This window comes from Candidatus Eremiobacteraceae bacterium, assembly GCA_035314825.1.
Classification (GTDB): domain Bacteria; phylum Vulcanimicrobiota; class Vulcanimicrobiia; order Eremiobacterales; family Eremiobacteraceae; genus JAFAHD01.
Genome location: DATFYX010000040.1, coordinates 1 through 14,897 on the forward strand (window position 1 = coordinate 1; position 14,897 = coordinate 14,897).

The 14,897-nt window shown below is 60.2% G+C and carries 11 protein-coding genes; 7 read left to right on the plus strand and 4 right to left on the minus strand.

Going from position 1 to position 14,897, the window contains the following annotated elements; translation table 11 throughout:
- Positions 1-264 precede the first annotated feature (264 nt).
- Positions 265-840, minus strand: coding sequence for a YbhB/YbcL family Raf kinase inhibitor-like protein (locus tag VKF82_05180; protein HME81448.1), 576 nt, complete (start codon positions 838-840; stop codon positions 265-267).
- Between the two features lie 161 nt (positions 841-1,001).
- On the opposite strand from VKF82_05180, the gene VKF82_05185 reads away from it, so the two are divergent.
- Complete coding sequence (locus VKF82_05185) at positions 1,002-2,708, plus strand: di-heme-cytochrome C peroxidase (protein HME81449.1); 1,707 nt, start codon at positions 1,002-1,004, stop codon at positions 2,706-2,708.
- Positions 2,709-2,720: 12 nt separating this feature from the next.
- Here VKF82_05185 and VKF82_05190 read toward each other — a convergent pair whose 3' ends face one another.
- Positions 2,721-3,029 (minus strand): SemiSWEET transporter, encoded by a 309-nt coding sequence (locus tag VKF82_05190; GenBank protein ID HME81450.1) that lies wholly within the window; start codon positions 3,027-3,029, stop codon positions 2,721-2,723.
- Positions 3,030-3,297: 268 nt separating this feature from the next.
- Between VKF82_05190 and VKF82_05195 the strand changes: the two genes are divergently transcribed.
- The 3 genes from VKF82_05195 to VKF82_05205 are packed head-to-tail and all read left to right on the plus strand — an operon-like array spanning position 3,298 to position 7,770.
- Positions 3,298-5,088 (plus strand): di-heme-cytochrome C peroxidase, encoded by a 1,791-nt coding sequence (locus VKF82_05195; GenBank protein ID HME81451.1) that lies wholly within the window; start codon positions 3,298-3,300, stop codon positions 5,086-5,088.
- A gap of 49 nt (positions 5,089-5,137) precedes the next feature.
- Positions 5,138-6,646, plus strand: coding sequence for a DUF4331 family protein (locus VKF82_05200; GenBank protein ID HME81452.1), 1,509 nt, complete (start codon positions 5,138-5,140; stop codon positions 6,644-6,646).
- Positions 6,643-7,770 carry a tetratricopeptide repeat protein gene (locus VKF82_05205; GenBank protein HME81453.1) on the plus strand — a complete coding sequence of 376 codons (1,128 nt, stop codon included), beginning with the start codon at positions 6,643-6,645 and terminating at the stop codon, positions 7,768-7,770. Before VKF82_05200 ends, VKF82_05205 begins: the two co-directional genes overlap by 4 nt.
- Before the next feature lie 651 nt (positions 7,771-8,421).
- Here the strand turns inward: VKF82_05205 and VKF82_05210 are convergent.
- Positions 8,422-10,569, minus strand: a complete 2,148-nt coding sequence (locus VKF82_05210; GenBank protein HME81454.1) for a xanthine dehydrogenase family protein molybdopterin-binding subunit — start codon at positions 10,567-10,569, stop codon at positions 8,422-8,424.
- On the minus strand, positions 10,566-11,030 hold the full coding sequence (locus tag VKF82_05215; protein ID HME81455.1) for a (2Fe-2S)-binding protein: 465 nt from the start codon (positions 11,028-11,030) through the stop codon (positions 10,566-10,568). Before VKF82_05215 ends, VKF82_05210 begins: the two co-directional genes overlap by 4 nt.
- Before the next feature lie 157 nt (positions 11,031-11,187).
- On the opposite strand from VKF82_05215, the gene VKF82_05220 reads away from it, so the two are divergent.
- The 3 genes from VKF82_05220 (at position 11,188) to VKF82_05230 (ending at position 14,653) form a co-directional block, all read left to right on the plus strand.
- A complete protein-coding gene (locus tag VKF82_05220) occupies positions 11,188-11,697 on the plus strand; it encodes a hypothetical protein (protein ID HME81456.1) in 510 nt (169 codons plus the stop codon).
- The gene (locus tag VKF82_05225; protein ID HME81457.1) at positions 11,694-13,139 is read left to right on the plus strand and encodes a DUF1254 domain-containing protein; all 1,446 of its coding nucleotides are present in this window, start codon (positions 11,694-11,696) and stop codon (positions 13,137-13,139) included. The genes VKF82_05220 and VKF82_05225 overlap by 4 nt, the downstream gene beginning before the upstream one ends.
- 68 nt (positions 13,140-13,207) lie before the next feature.
- A complete protein-coding gene (locus VKF82_05230; GenBank protein HME81458.1) occupies positions 13,208-14,653 on the plus strand; it encodes a DUF2252 domain-containing protein in 1,446 nt (481 codons plus the stop codon).
- The last annotated feature ends 244 nt before the right edge of the window (positions 14,654-14,897 follow it).

Below are 14,897 nucleotides of genomic sequence, written 5' to 3' on the forward strand. Positions count from 1 at the left end.
AAAGAGAAGATCGGCGAGTCTCCGCTGCTGACGTTACACAGGCCCAGTCGTGCGGCAAAGACGGCCACGGCGCATTGAAAACCGCATCCAACTCCTGTCTATACTTTGGCGATTAGGCTGACCCTTTCGAGAACGCCGTGCACCTGGGACTACGCGAGCCCCATGGGCACACGCGCTGGGATCACAATGGAGCCTCTGACTGTTAATCTAGGCGCGAGCGCCGGCGTCATAAGGCGACGGCGCTCTTGATTTCCAGGCGTTCGCCTACGTCGAGTACAGGCCCGTGATACTCGCGCTCCCAAGCACGTGGCCCAGCATCGCATTAAACAAAGTTTCCGCCTTTGGTTGGAAGCTAGGTTGCGATGGCAGGGTCAATCGCTCGTCAAGGGCATACGCGGTAATCACGTAGTGATGGACGATTCCGGGCCGGGGGCATGGGCCGTCGTAGCGTGCCGCGACATGAAAGTCATTTATTATTTGCGCTCCATACTTGCTGCTGGCGATTCCTGCATCGGCATTCAAGCTGAAAGTCGTTGGTGCGATGTTGTACATCCCCCAGTGCGTAAAACTCGCAGACACGTCAAACATCAACACGGCGAAGCTTTTCGTACCCCGCGGCGGGTTGGCCCATGAAAGCTGTGGCGATTCATTCCCACCAGTGCACTTATTCCCCGCGACCCCATTGAACACGATGCTTTGTGGCACTCTTGTGTTGTCTGCAAACGTCGCGCTGCTCAGGGTGAACGTTGAGAGTCCACCCGCTGTGGTTGGGCTGACGGATGTGATCAGGTTCGCGATGTTCGCGATGAGGACCAAAAGCGGCAAGGTCGGCAGCGACATAGATCGTCTCCCGTCGGATGCCGAGGGGATTCCACGGCGGTACGACTGAAACCCTACGGAAATCAGAAGAGGTCATGATGCAGCGAGCCATGTGCATCCCTTGGAGAATCGCCTCATTGGCCTGCGCGCTCATTTGTTCCGTAGGGTTTGTCGGGTTCTTCATGCTGCCCCGCGCAGCCGCGCAGCCCTCCGGCGATCTGGTCATATACCTCGATCAGGGATGGTCGCAAGCGGATCGAGAGACATATTACCAGACATCCCAAGGCTCGCAAGTCATCGACTATGACATCTTCCTTAATCTGGAAGTTGCCGGCGGCCAGCAGCTTTTCCGTTCGGACCCGAATAGCGAGCGCTACGGTCTGATCACACAGCCCGCGAATCCGGCGACAAATCCCGACGGCTTGCCGATAGGTCTGAGCAAGACTGTCGTCACGGAGGGCAGATACGCGGGGCCCCCGCAGATCGGGATCACCTGCGCGGCCTGCCATAGCGCGCAACTGTACTACCAGGGGAGGCGGATCCGCATCGACGGTGGCTCCGCCAACACGTTCGACTTCATGGGATATGTCTTCGCCCTCGATGATGCGATGCAAGCGACGTTGGGCGATGCGTCGAAGTTCGATCGCTTGGCTGCGGCTCTTGGTGTATCGGGTTTGGACGACAAGACTGAACTGCGCAGGCGCTTCGAAGGCGAAGCCGCACGCGTTCACCGGTATCGCAACACCGACATAGCCACCCCATACCTTTGGGGACCCGGCAGGGTTGACGCCGTCGGGCTCATCGTCAATCGTCTGGTATCCTTTGGACCGGGGATTCCCGAGAACTGGTCGATGCCGCTCGCTCCCACCAAGCTGCCCTTCGTCTGGAATGTCCCCCAGTCATCGAGGATAGAGTGGCGCGGTTCGCAACAGGATCCGATCGAACGCAATCTTGCCGCGACGATGGGTTTGTTCTTGCCCATGGACCTCACATCGAAAACGCGGCAGGATGGCCTCTTCGATTCGGATGCTCCTATCGACAATCTCGTAAAAATCGAGAGCTTGTTGGATCGCCTGGCGCCTCCGCAATGGCCAGAAGACGTGCTTGGAAAGATCGACCGCAAGAAAGCCGCGCAAGGGAAGGTGCTGTTCGCTCTTTACTGCATGAGCTGCCATAACGCATATCCCTATACGTGGACGGAAGCGAACACGTACGGCAAACGCTGGATCCAGGTTGGAATGGTCCCACAAACATATATGGGCACCGACCAAGGGCAATTCACGGACCTTAAGCCTTACGCGAACACCGGCCAGCTGGCTGGCCAATTGCCGCCACCCGACCGAGGCAAGGCGATACTACCGACGGACGCGCTCTACGTCATCTTGCGCCAGGAAATCCTCGCAAAGGCGCTCGCGAAGGTCGAGTTATCGGACGCGCAGTCCGTCCAACTTCATGGGTATAGAGTTCTCCCGGTGCCCAATCCACCGGCGGGCGTGTACAAGGCAGCACCGCGCGAAGGGGTGTGGGCTACGCCGCCGTTCATGCATAACGGGTCCGTGCCCAATCTCTACGAGATGCTCATCCCGGCGAAAGAACGCTCGAAGAAGTTCTGCATCGGGCGAGAGTTTGATCCTGTAAGAGTGGGACTGGACACGAGTGGGAAGTCGGGATGCTTCCTTTTGGACACATCGCTGCCAGGAAATTCAAATGCTGGCCATTCCTTCGAGAACGGCCCCCTCGGGAACGGTATCGTCGGGCCATTGCTGACCGACGAGCAGCGTTGGGAGCTCATCGAGTATCTCAAATCCATTCCGGAGAGGGCGGGGCAAGTCACGCCGTTCGGCGGCCCGCCGACAGCCAAGACCGGTCACGGCAAATGGCTGCAGTGAGACGCCCGACTCTCAATAGGTGATGCCGGCCTTCAATAGGATACCATTCACCATCAGCAGATCCATCACGAGTCCGATACCGTTGCCGACGTAGATGGCGGGGTTCCGGTTGAGCAAACCATAGACGAACCACAGCAAGGCCGCAAACGCATAGATGGACCAGGTCGTCAGCGATTGTCCGGCTGCGTGCTGGCTGTGCGTGAAATACAGCTTTGTGATCGATGGTAGAGTGGCGAGTGGCGACACGATTCCCATGACGATCATCAATGGCTCGAAAGCTCGAAGCCACCTCATGCGCGCCTCGGGTCTTAGCAGAGGCATAGATCTCCGTTTCTATCGTTGGTGGTGGGCTCGCGTGAGAAGAAGTACCTCCCATACAGGTTCTTCTCAAAGTTGTTGTTAGCCGTGGCCGTGCCGGGGTAGCGGCAGCGCGAGCGATGAGGTGTCCCGCCGAAAAGAACCTCACGATTGCCAATAGAAAACCGAACGCATTGGGGGGAAGGTATCAACGGACGCGCGTTGGTATCAACACCGAAAGCCTGGGCCGTTCATCCAGCTTCTTTAACCCCGTCCGGATCGGAGGCCCCCGATGCACCGACCTAATAGTGTTCTTTGGACACTTGGTCCATTATTCGCAGTGTTAATCGGCGCCTTCGCGCTTGTCGGATTTTTCCTGTCGCGGCAAGCATCCGCACAGCCGTCCACCGATTCGGTCATCTACCTCAATCAGGGCTGGTCGCAGACGGATCGGGCGACCTACTATCAGATATCGCAAGGCGGAAAAGTCATCGACTATGATATCTTCTTAAGCCTTGAGGTAGCTGACAGCCAGCAGCTCTTCCGGTCGGATGCGAACAGCGACCGCTATGGCCTGATCACTCAGAGCCCGAACCCACAAACGAACCCGGATGGCTTACCGATAGGGCTGACCAAGACGGTGGTTACGGAGGGTCGATGGGCGGGGCCCCCAGCGATCGGCATGAATTGCGCCGCCTGTCATAACGCTCAGCTGAACTACAAAGGCAAACATATTCGCATCGACGGCGGTGTCGGCAACACGTTTGACTTCATGGGGTACGTCTACGCCCTGGATGCTGCGTTGCAAGCGACTTTGAACGACCCGGCGAAGTTCGATCGTCTCGCTGCGCGAATGGGAGCGTCGACGACGGACGCCAAGACAGCACTGCGTAAGCGGTTTGAGAGCAATGCCGCTGTCGTTCACACGTATTGCACTGGGTCCTTCGTCGCCCCCATCGCATGGGGACCAAGCCGGGTTGACGCCATCGCGTTGATCGTCAACCGGCTCACGGCGGACGAACCTGGAATTCACCAGAACTGGTCCACGCCTCTCGAGCCGACCAAATACCCCTTCGTGTGGAATACCCCGCAAAGCTCGTGGCAGCAGTGGCGGGGCGCGCAACAAGATCCGATTGAGCGCAACCTGACCGAGGCGATGGGCGTGTTCATGCCCGAGGACCTGACCTCTAAGACGCCGCAAGAGGGTCTCTTCGATTCGAACGCCCAGATTGCCAATCTCGAGCAGATCGAGGGCCTCCTGGAGCGTTTAGCACCTCCTCAGTGGCCAGAAGATGTCCTGGGGAAGATCGATCGCCAGAAGGCAGCCGAAGGCAAGGTGTTGTTCGCCAGCTACTGCATGAGCTGCCACAACGCATACCCCTACACGTGGACGGACGCGAACAGGTACGGGAAGCGCTGGATCCAAGTCGGATTGGTACCACAGACGTACGTGGGCACGGATCCGGGGCAGTTCACAGTCCTAAGACCGTACGCGATCACCGCCCAGCTGAGCAATTACTTGCCGCCGCCGTATAAGGGCAAAACGATCATACCGACCGGCGCGCTTTACGCAAGTTTGACGGGGCAGATCCTCAGCACGGCGCTGGCGAAACTCCCCCCAACAGAGGCGCAGTCCCCCGCCCTGCATGGGTATCGGACGTTCCCTCTGCCGCCCGCGGCGGTGGGCGTGTACAAGGCAGCACCGCGTGAGGGGGTTTGGGCTACGCCGCCATACCTACATAACGGCTCGGTGCCGAATCTGTACGAGATGCTGCTCCCGGCGAAGCAGCGCTCGAAGAAGTTCTGCATCGGACGCGAGTTTGACCCGGTCAAAGTGGGATTGGACACCAGCGGGAAGAGCGGGTGCTTCGAGTACGACACGTCGCTGCCCGGAAATTCCAACGCCGGCCACTCCTTCGACAACGGCCCGCGCGGGAACGGTGTCGTTGGACCGCTGCTGACCGACGCGCAGCGCTGGGAGCTCATCGAGTATTTGAAATCCATTCCAGAAAAGGCGGGTCAGGTCACGCCGTTCGGCGGCCCGCCGAACGCCCGCACGGGGCACGGTGCGTGGTCGCAATAACAGCGCACACGCTTTCGGGGCTCGACCGATCGCCTAGCGGAGCGTAGCGATGTCAGACCATGTCGACGGGCCGAGGTCGATCGGCGACCCCGCAGCCGACCTCTCGGATCTGTTCGCGTTCACCAGTCCCGAAAACCCCGCGCGGACGGTGCTTGCCGCGAACGTGTTCCCGTCGGCGGGTGCAAGCGCTGCTTTCTCCAATGCGCTCGACCACACGATTGTGGTCCGCCGGGCTGCCCTCTCTGGACTTGGCGACGCTGCAAAGTTCAAGACGGGCGGCGACGAGATCCGTTTCAGCTGTCGATTCGACGCACTCGAGGCCCAGCCGGGCGGCGCACGACCAATCCAGCGCGGCACGTGCACCTTGCCCGGGGGCAAAACACTGCCTTTCGTCGTCAACGACGAGAAAGGGGCCTCGACGCCTGACGGCTCGATCCGCGTTTTTGCCGGCCTGCGCTCCGATCCGTTCATCCTCGCTTGGTTGGTCGAAACGCTGAAAGTCTATCAGAATCTGCTGCAGCACGACAACGTGCTGTCCATCGTGATCGATGTCGACACGCATCTCATCCTCGATCCCAGCAAAGGCTCGCTGTTCGGGGTCATCGCGGAAACGATCCCGATACCCCAGCCGGGCGGTTTCATCGGACACGATCCGCCGCGCATCGATTGGGTCGGCAAGCCGGAGCAGACGAACATGCGTCTCAACAATCCCGCTCTCGCGGGAACGGACGACTTGCGCGACTTGTGGAATCAGGAAAAGCCGTTTGCGATCGCCGAAGGTCATCTCCTCATCTACCGCGAGCGCATGATGGCCAGTCTGGCCAATTGGGACGCCCGCGATGGCAAGGTGGACTGGACGCCTGCCGCGATGTCATCGTGCGCCGACGCCTTTCTCGAAGATTACATCTTGTTCGATGTGACAAAGCCGACCAGCGATGTCAGCTTCTTGGAGATCGAGAAGAGCACGCTGAGCGGGCGTCCCTATGAGACAGGCGGTGGCCGTACGGTCAACGCGAACGTCATCGACATCCTGCTGAACTGGATGGTCAACCACGATAAGGGACCGGTTTTGCGAGGCGGTGCGACGCAAGCGACCAAACCAGGCACGAACACCTTCCCATATCTCGCGTCCCCGAATGCACAGCTGCAAACCGTTGCTGAAAGTGTCGACGTGTTGGCTTCGCCGAACCAAGTCTGGGCGCTTATCGGTCAGTTCGGAGGCCTGTGGCATCCTCTGATGGCCGCGGTCAAGTTGACCGGGAACGGTATCGGCCAGTTACGCGCGATCGAAACGCTCGATGGCAAGCAGATCGTCGAGCGTCTCCAGTCGATCGACGAGTCACGTAGGTCTTACAGCTACACGATGGTCAGCGGCATTCCCGCCGTGGACTACACAGGCGTGCTCGACGTCAAGCCCAAAGGTTCTGGGAGCTCCGTCGAGTGGCGTGTCCAATATCTTGCAGACGGCCAACCCACCATCGTCGTGCACAGCATCGTCTCCAATCTGCTAGACACGGGCCTCGCCAGCCTGAAGAAGCGCTTTGGCGCTGCGCCGTGATCGAAGCGGCGGGTCTCCAAAGAGGCTTTCCACCGGCCACGGATGGGCATATCGCCGTCAATAATCTGGAGAGCGCGTGCCAGCAATCATGGAGCAGATTCTGGCGAGCGCCTGAACAACCCGGGGTCGCGGAACTGATCGTCGAGCAAGAACAGCTCGTGGCGCAATTTCTCGGCGATGTGAATGCGCTCGAACGCCTGGAAGCTCTCGTGAATCAACTCGACCGTGTGGGAGATGAGCCCATGCGGACGGCGCTCATCCATGCACAGGTCGCGTCGATGGAGCATCGTTTCGCCGAGGCCCGCGATCTTCTCGCGCACGCCAAATCGCTTGGCGCTCCACGGACCGCTGCTGAACGCCTGTCGTTTTCCATCAATCAAGCCTGCGGTACTCGACTCGAAGATGTGCTCGCGGCGCGACGGCGGATGGCCGAATCCCGGCGCTTGGAGGATTTGGTGCCGCTTGGCGCTTTGCTCGCCGACCTGCGTGAATTCGACGAAGCCGATTGGATCTATCAACGCGCGCTGCTGGAGTATCGGGATGTCTGGCCGTTCGCTCCTGCATGGGTTTGCTTCCAACTCGGCGTTCTGTGGGGCGAGCTGATAGCCGAACCACAGCTGAGCCGTGCTGCGCAATGGTACCGCAAGGCCATTGAGTATCTGCCGAACTACGTGAAAGCGCGCGTACATCTTGCGGAGACCTATCTGGATTGGGGCCGTCCTGGCGACGCGGAAGCCCTGCTGATCCCGGCGCTCTCAAGCGGCGACCCTGAAGTGCATTGGCGTCTCGCCGATGTGCTGACTGCGATGGGGAAGGACGCGGAGGCCGAAGCGCAGATTCAGACTGCGCGATCGCGCTTTGAAGATCTGTTGCGCAAGCACTTGCTCGCGTTTGCGGACCATGGGGCGGAGTTCTATGCCGGCAGCGGTAACGACGCCGCGCGGGCCCTTGACCTGGCAAGGGTCAACGTCGAGAATCGCCCGACGCTTCGGGCCTACGAGCAGGCCTATTCAATCGCGGCAGGCGCCGGCGACGAGCGGGTCGCTTGCGAGATCCTCGGTGCTGCGACAGAGCGCTGGGCTAAGACGGCCGGGTTTCGGCGGTCGCCCCTGGCGTCGGCGTAAGCACGGATCCGGACAAGAAGGAGGAGATGCGTATGACGATGAGCCGTATGACCTTCATCCTAGGGTCGGCGCTTATCGGCGCCGCATCGCTCCAGCTGCTCGCTCCGACCGTGAACGTTTCGCCGTCGCAGCCTGCTGGCGACCGAACGACTAAGGATCGCGCCGGATTCAAGATCGCGGGATGGGGTCGCTCGGACGGCACTGTGATCCCTGACGAGAGGGCGACGATCCGAATCAACCAGTCGTGGCGAACCTCCTGGCGGTGATGGAGCGCCCGTGTCGGTAGTCTCCGGGGATGCAATTCACGCTCGGGCTTGGTGTCATATCGTCTTTCGCCTCTTGTGCGCGGCGCGTCGACGACATTCGCAGCGCTCGCGTGGATGCCACTCGAGACGCAGCTAGTGGATGGCTCAACGGCGCCGGGGCGGGAGCAAATGAGGGGCGGTAGAGCACGCCGGTGAGTCGCAGCCCCGGGACCGTCGACGCGAAAACGACGGAACTAGGGTGCTGTGGGGCTGGCGCCGCATGAGTCACTGACAGCGCGATCAGCGCGGCGAGGGCTAGTGCCTGCATAGACTAGTTCCAGCCATCGACGACGTGGACCCAGCCTGCTTCGATCTTCGTCTCATTGGCGGCGCAATTATTCAGGCGTTACGCTAGCGAATCGCTGAACGGCAGGCGGCGGATACGCTTTCCCGTTGCGGCGAAGATCGCGTTACCCATTGCTGGCGCGATGCCTGGTAAGCCGAGCTCCCCGATCCCGGTCGGATGCTCTTGGCTCGGCATCGGGTAGACGTCGATCGACGGAGCGTCGGCCATCTGCAGCACCGTGTAGGTGTCGAAATTCGCCTGTTGCACGCGCCCGTTCTTGAGCGTGATTTTCCCCGTCAGGGCGGCGGAGAGACCAAAGTTGATTGCGCTGCGCACTTGGGCGACGACGATCTCCGGATTCACAACTGTACCGATATGCACGACCGCCGTCACGTGGTTCACTTTCGGCGTCTTCCCGTTCATCGAAAGGTCAGCGACCAGCGCGCCGACGCTGCCGTTCCATACCATGATTGCGGCGCCTTGGTAGATGCCGCCCTGACGACGTTCTCCCCACTTCGCGCGTTGAGCCACGCTTTTCAACGCCAGCGCGGCTGGCGATCCCGGTTGCAGGTGAGCGAGCCGAAATTCGACCGGATCTTTGCCGGCCGCATGCGCTAACTCGTCCATGAACGACTCGACGACGAACGTGTTCCAGTTCGCATCCGGCGCGCGCCACGAGCCGACCGGCACTCCATACTCCTTTTCGATGTAGGTCACCGTGTAGTTCGGCAGGTCGTAGGGGGCGTCGGTTATTCCGCGCAACGCGCTGCCGTCAATTCCGTGCGCTTGTCCAAATTGCTTCGGACGATACTCGCGGCCGGTGGCTTCCGCGACGATCCGATGCGTCATGGCCGCGATACGCCCGCCTTCGTCGAGTACCGCGGCGATGGCGTTGACGCTCATCGGGCGGTAGAAATCGTGCTGCGTGTCGTCTTCCCGCGTCCACTGCACCTTCACCGGCGCGCCGATCGCCTTCGAGACCTCGACAGCCTCTTCGATGTAGTCCGACTGCAAGCGGCGTCCGAAACCACCGCCGAGCATCGCCGTGTGAATGGCGATTTTTTCGGCGGGAAGCCCTGTGATCTTCATTGTTCGAAGCAGGGCACGCGTTTGAGCCTGCGTCGGGGCCCAAATCTCGGCCGAATCCGCTCGCACATCGGCGGTGGCGTTCTGGGGCTCCATCGTCGCGTGCGCCAGAAATGGCCCTAAGTACATGCCTTCGATCGCTTTGCCGCTTACGCTCTCGACATTTCCGCGCTGCAGCGCGACGACGCCCTTCGACGGGTCGCGAGCGAGGCGCTGCCCATCGGCGAACATGTACTCGGAGTTCAGTTGCGCGTTCGGCCCCTCGTCCCACTCCACGACTAGAGCACTCTTCCCTTGAAAGGCGGCCCACGTGTTGCCCGCGATCACCGCCACGCCGGTCGGAACCTGAACGACGTCGGTGACGCCTTTGACCGCTTTGGCTTTACTTGCGTCGAAACTCTTGACTTTGCCGCCGAAAACCGGGCATCGCGCGATGGCCGCGTATTTCATACCCGGAACCACGACGTCGATGCCGTACTTTGCGGTGCCGTTGACCTTCGATGGGGCGTCTGGACGTTGCACCGTCGTCTTGCCTATCAGCCTAAACTTATCGGGGCTCTTGAGCGCGACGTTTTGGGGGACGGGCAGCTGCGATGCAGCCGTCGCCAGACTTCCATAGGTCGCAGTGCGCCCGGATGCATCGACAACCGTTCCGACGTTCGTCGTCAACGTCGACGGATCCACGCCCCATTGCTTCGCGGCGGCTTGCACGAGCATCGCGCGCGCGGTCGCTCCGGCTTGGCGCAGCGGCAACCACGAATCGCGCATCGAAGTGCTGCCGCCCGTGTTCATTTCCTTCTGGCCTGGGTAGAGATAGCTGGCTTCGGGCTGCGCGACCTCGATCGTGACTTTGCTCAGCGAGACGTCTAATTCTTCGGCGAGCAGCGTCGGCAACCCGGTCATGACGCCCTGCCCCATCTCGGAACGGTTGATGACAAACGCGATGGTATCGTCGGGATGAACGCTCAGCCAAACGTTTGGCGAGAAGCCGTCGTTTGCCACGAGGCCTTGCTGCGTTTGCGACGGCTTCGAGCATCCGTCGGCTCCCGCGCTTAACACGAGGCTGCCGGCGAACGACGCGGTGAGCCGGATGAAATCGCTTCGGGATAACGCTGCGTTCATCGGAGGGCCTGATCTGCGCTAGCGGCCGCGCGACGAATCGCGGCACGAATGCTTTCGTAGGTGCCGCAGCGGCAGATATTCGTCATGGCCTGATCGATGTCGGCGTCGCTGGGCCGAGGGTTCTTGGCGAGCAGCGCCGACGCTGCCATGAGCTGACCCGACTGACAATACCCGCACTGCGGAACCTGCTCGGCAATCCACGCCTTCTGCAGGGCGCTCGAGCTATCGGGCGACAGGCCCTCGATCGTGGTAATCTTTTTTCCGATTGCGTAGGAGGCCGGGAGGACGCACGTCCGCATCGCCTGACCGTCGATATGCATCGTACAACATCCACACAGCGCCAGACCGCAACCGAACTTTGTCCCTGTCAATCCCACAACGTCGCGAATGACCCACAGAAGCGGCATCTCGTCGGGAACGTCGAGCTCGTGCTGTTCTCCGTTGATCGTAAGGGTGACCATCAGGCCATATCCTCCCTACCGGCACGCTCCATGAACGTTCTTCCTCGTGGTGAGGATTCCGCTTGGCACAGGTCCTCGGGGCCGATCGGCTAAGGATAAAAAAAACATGTGCTACTAGGAAGTAAGAAGAGGCCGAAATCGAGCGGGACGGGGCTTAATGCAGACGTACTTCACGCCGGCCAAGCCGGCCACGGTAACCTGGGGAGCCGGTCCGATCTTCCAGTTCGCGACCGCCTCGCCGAATCTCGGGCCAGTCGGGACGCACCGGACCGCTGCCGGGGCAAACGTCGTCGGCCTCATCATGCCTGGAAACTTCGTCATCGGCACGCTCGTCACGCAACTGTGGAGCATTGGTGGGTCGAGCCCGACGAATCCCGCGATCAATTCGATGCTCATCCAACCCTTCATCAACTATAACTTTGGCAAGGGGTGGTCGCTATCGACCGCGCCGAACATCACTGCGAACTTCAACGCGGTGCCCGGTCAGGCGTGGACCGTTCCGCTCGGTTTCGGCTTGACCAAGACGTTCCGGCTAGCGACGACGCCAATGCAACTCAGCGCTAAATACTACAGCAACATCGAGAGGCCCAATGGCGCGCCAAGCACACAGCTGCAGGTTCAGCTGTCGTTCCTCTTCCCAGTGAAAAGACACTACACGGGTCCGTGAACCCGCTGACCGGACAAAAGTCAAAGGAGACTTCGATGGCAAAATTTGTGTCCGTATTCATCGTCGGCCTGCTACTCGTAGCGCAATCGGCAGTGGCGCAAGAAGCGCCGGGTTATACCCCCCAAGATTTGGCTAGCCGGACTATTTACCGCCGGGCGGTGGACGCGGTGATCTGGGGTGCGCCTGCCGTGACCATGGACATGATGCGCCAAGCATATTTCCGCGACGGTGGGGCAAAATACAACGACATCGTTTGGTGGCCCAAAGGATCCACTTGGCAAAACCAGTCGCTGGATACCGACACAAGCGTTCGCTACATGTACATCTTCTCCAACACAAAAACCGACGGGCCGATAGTCTTGGAAGTGCCAGCAGCGGTCGGTGGAAACCAGTTCCTCGGCACCATCATGGACACGTGGCAAGTGCCACTCACCGATCTGGGCGTCGGCGGCAAGGGCGGCAAGTACTTAATTCTACCTCCCAACTACAAGGGTGATGTGCCGACGGGCTATGTCGCGCTGCGACCCAACACGTACGGCAGCTACACCCTGCTCCGGTCTATCCTGGCAAGCAGATCGCAAGCGGATGTAAACGAAGGCAATGCGCTTGTGCAGCAAGTCAGGATCTACCCGTTGAGCCAGGCTGCCAATCCGCCAGCGCCGCACTTCATAGACATGACCGGCAAACTCTATAACGCGGTCGTGCCCTATGACGACACCTTCTTCGTCAGTCTGGCCCGCGTGATCAATGAGGAGCCCGTGCAATCGCGTGACCTCGAGATGTTAGGAATGCTCCTTCCACTGGGCATCGAGACGGGCAAGGAATTCAACCCTGATGCCGGGACCCGCACTCAGCTGAAAGCAGCGGCAGCGGAAGCACACGCCTGGTTGATACAAGGGATCATCACGACATTCGAGCGCTATTATCCCGGCGGGAGATGGGTCATCCCCGCTCCGCCGATCGCTGTAAAGACAGAGTTCCAATGGGAACTCCCCAACTACTTCGCCGTGGATGCGCGGGGGATAACCTTGGCTAGCTTCTTCGGCCCCGTTTACCATCTCGGCGGGGGCAGCTTCTACCTTTCCACGTACTACGACAAAGATGGCGCACAGTTGTCGGGTGAGAATAACTATCGACTGCATATCCCCGCGAATGTTCCAGCGAGCGAGTTTTGGGCGGTGACCGTTTATGATCTGGAGACCGAGGCATTCTTCCTCAACTCGACGCATCTCACGGTTGATTCCCTTGACCCGACGGTAAAGAAGAATGCCGATGGCTCTGTGGATGTCTACTTTGGTCCGACGCCGCCCGCAGGCCACGAATCGAACTGGATCTACACCGCGTCAGGAAAGCATTGGTATCCCTGGTTTCGATTCTATGGTCCGCAAAAAGCGATCTTCGACAAAAGCTATGTGTTGCCGGACATTGAAATAGCCAAGTGATTCATTTTGCTTGCAGAGTCCAGCCACACTAGGTTACATTTGGACGGTACGTCCAGGGAACATCTGCCATGAATCAACCACAACGGGATGTCGTAATGGAGCGCGGCTCGCGCTTCGCCACGCTCGATGAGCGGCTGGCGGTTGGTAGGGCGATCCGCAAACAAGTCCCTCGCACCAGCCAAGCGACTTGGACGCCGCGGAAAGACCGACCCGATCCCATCGCGCTCCTCGACGGACAGAATAAGAGAAGAGTAGCGGGCCTCGTGCCTATCCGCTGGGGACGCATGCTCGAGTCGGCGTTTGCGTTCATGCGTGGGTCAGCTTTGGTCATGGCGACCGACCTCGCGACTACACCCAACACGGGTATCAAGGTGCAGGCGTGTGGCGACAGCCACCTGCTCAACTTCGGAGCCTACGCGACCCCGGAGCGCAACCTCGTCTTCGACATCAACGACTTCGACGAGACGCTGGTGGCGCCGTGGGAATGGGATGTGAAACGCCTGGCGACGAGCATTGAGTTCGCCGGCCGCTACAACACTTTTTCCCGCGCGTCACGCGCAGACGCGGTGCGCGCGGCGGTGTGCAGTTATCGCGAATTCATGGCTGAACTTGCCGAGATGACGGCGCTTCAGGTTTGGTATTCGAGACTCGATCCCAACGTGCTCGAGCGCCGTTTCACGAAATCCAAAGCCGCGCGCAACAGACACGCCGCCGCCATCCGACAATCGGAGCGGCGCACCATGGAATCGGCCTTCATCAAGATGACTAAGGTCGCGAACGGACGCCGCCGCATCGTCGATGATCCGCCAGGGATCTTCCACTTGCGCGAACGTCACGGTCACCCGCTGTTCAGCAAGCTCCTCCAAGACTACCTCGCCACGGCGCGTGACGACGTGCGCGTACTTCTTGACCGTTATCGCGTGGTTGATTTCTCCTTCAAGGTCGTCGGTGTGGGTAGCGTGGGTACCCGCTGCGGCGTTATTCTTATGATGGCCAACGACGGGGACCCATTGCTCCTGCAAGTCAAGGAAGCCAATCGCTCGGTCCTCGATGTGTATGCGGGCAAGAGCAAGTACCGCAACAACGGTCATCGCGTCGTCACCGGCCAGCGGGTCATGCAGGCGGCCAGCGATATGTTTCTAGGTTGGACCAGCCTGAGAGGTCGCGACTACTATGTGCGTCAGCTACGCGACATGAAATGGTCACAAGATTTGACGACATTGGACGCCCAGGGCTTGGCCGACTATGCGAAAATATGCGGAGCGACGCTCGCTCGGGCGCATGCCAAGTCGACCGACCCGGCGGTGCTGAGCGGCTATCTCGGCAATAAGGGAACGTTTGACGATGCGCTCGTGGAGTTCGCTCGTCTTTATGCCGACCAAGGGGAACGCGACTTCGAGCAGCTTCAGACGGCGGCCAAGAGTCGGCGCATCACGGCTGCTCAGGGTAGTGCCGCTGCGCTGACTCTGGCGACGACAAGGGCGTTCGCAGCCTCGAGCAACGCCTTTTCCTAGCATACCAAGAAGCGTCTTTCTTGCCAGTACCCGTAGGATGTACCGGGTACGATCCATATTCGCTGTCCGGGGACCAAGCAACGAGCCGGTGCGCCCCAGGTGGCGTTTAGCGCCGTGATTGGTTGCCTCGAAGACGCCGCACCATTGAAGCGAGAGAAAAGCCGTGGACGCCTGCATTGGAGTGGATCGGGGCACCCGCCGGGTAACGCGGTATTTTGACACCAATTTTGACACGAAATCACGG

Coding starts and splice junctions, on each gene's coding strand:
- VKF82_05190 (HME81450.1), bottom strand. CDS start 3,029: ATGCCTCTGCTAAGACCCGAGGCGCGCATGAGGTGGCTTCGAGCTTTC.
- VKF82_05210 (HME81454.1), bottom strand. CDS start 10,569: ATGAACGCAGCGTTATCCCGAAGCGATTTCATCCGGCTCACCGCGTCG.
- VKF82_05220 (HME81456.1), top strand. CDS start 11,188: ATGCAGACGTACTTCACGCCGGCCAAGCCGGCCACGGTAACCTGGGGA.
- VKF82_05215 (HME81455.1), bottom strand. CDS start 11,030: ATGGTCACCCTTACGATCAACGGAGAACAGCACGAGCTCGACGTTCCC.
- VKF82_05230 (HME81458.1), top strand. CDS start 13,208: ATGAATCAACCACAACGGGATGTCGTAATGGAGCGCGGCTCGCGCTTC.
- VKF82_05180 (HME81448.1), bottom strand. CDS start 840: ATGTCGCTGCCGACCTTGCCGCTTTTGGTCCTCATCGCGAACATCGCG.
- VKF82_05185 (HME81449.1), top strand. CDS start 1,002: ATGCTGCCCCGCGCAGCCGCGCAGCCCTCCGGCGATCTGGTCATATAC.
- VKF82_05200 (HME81452.1), top strand. CDS start 5,138: ATGTCAGACCATGTCGACGGGCCGAGGTCGATCGGCGACCCCGCAGCC.
- VKF82_05195 (HME81451.1), top strand. CDS start 3,298: ATGCACCGACCTAATAGTGTTCTTTGGACACTTGGTCCATTATTCGCA.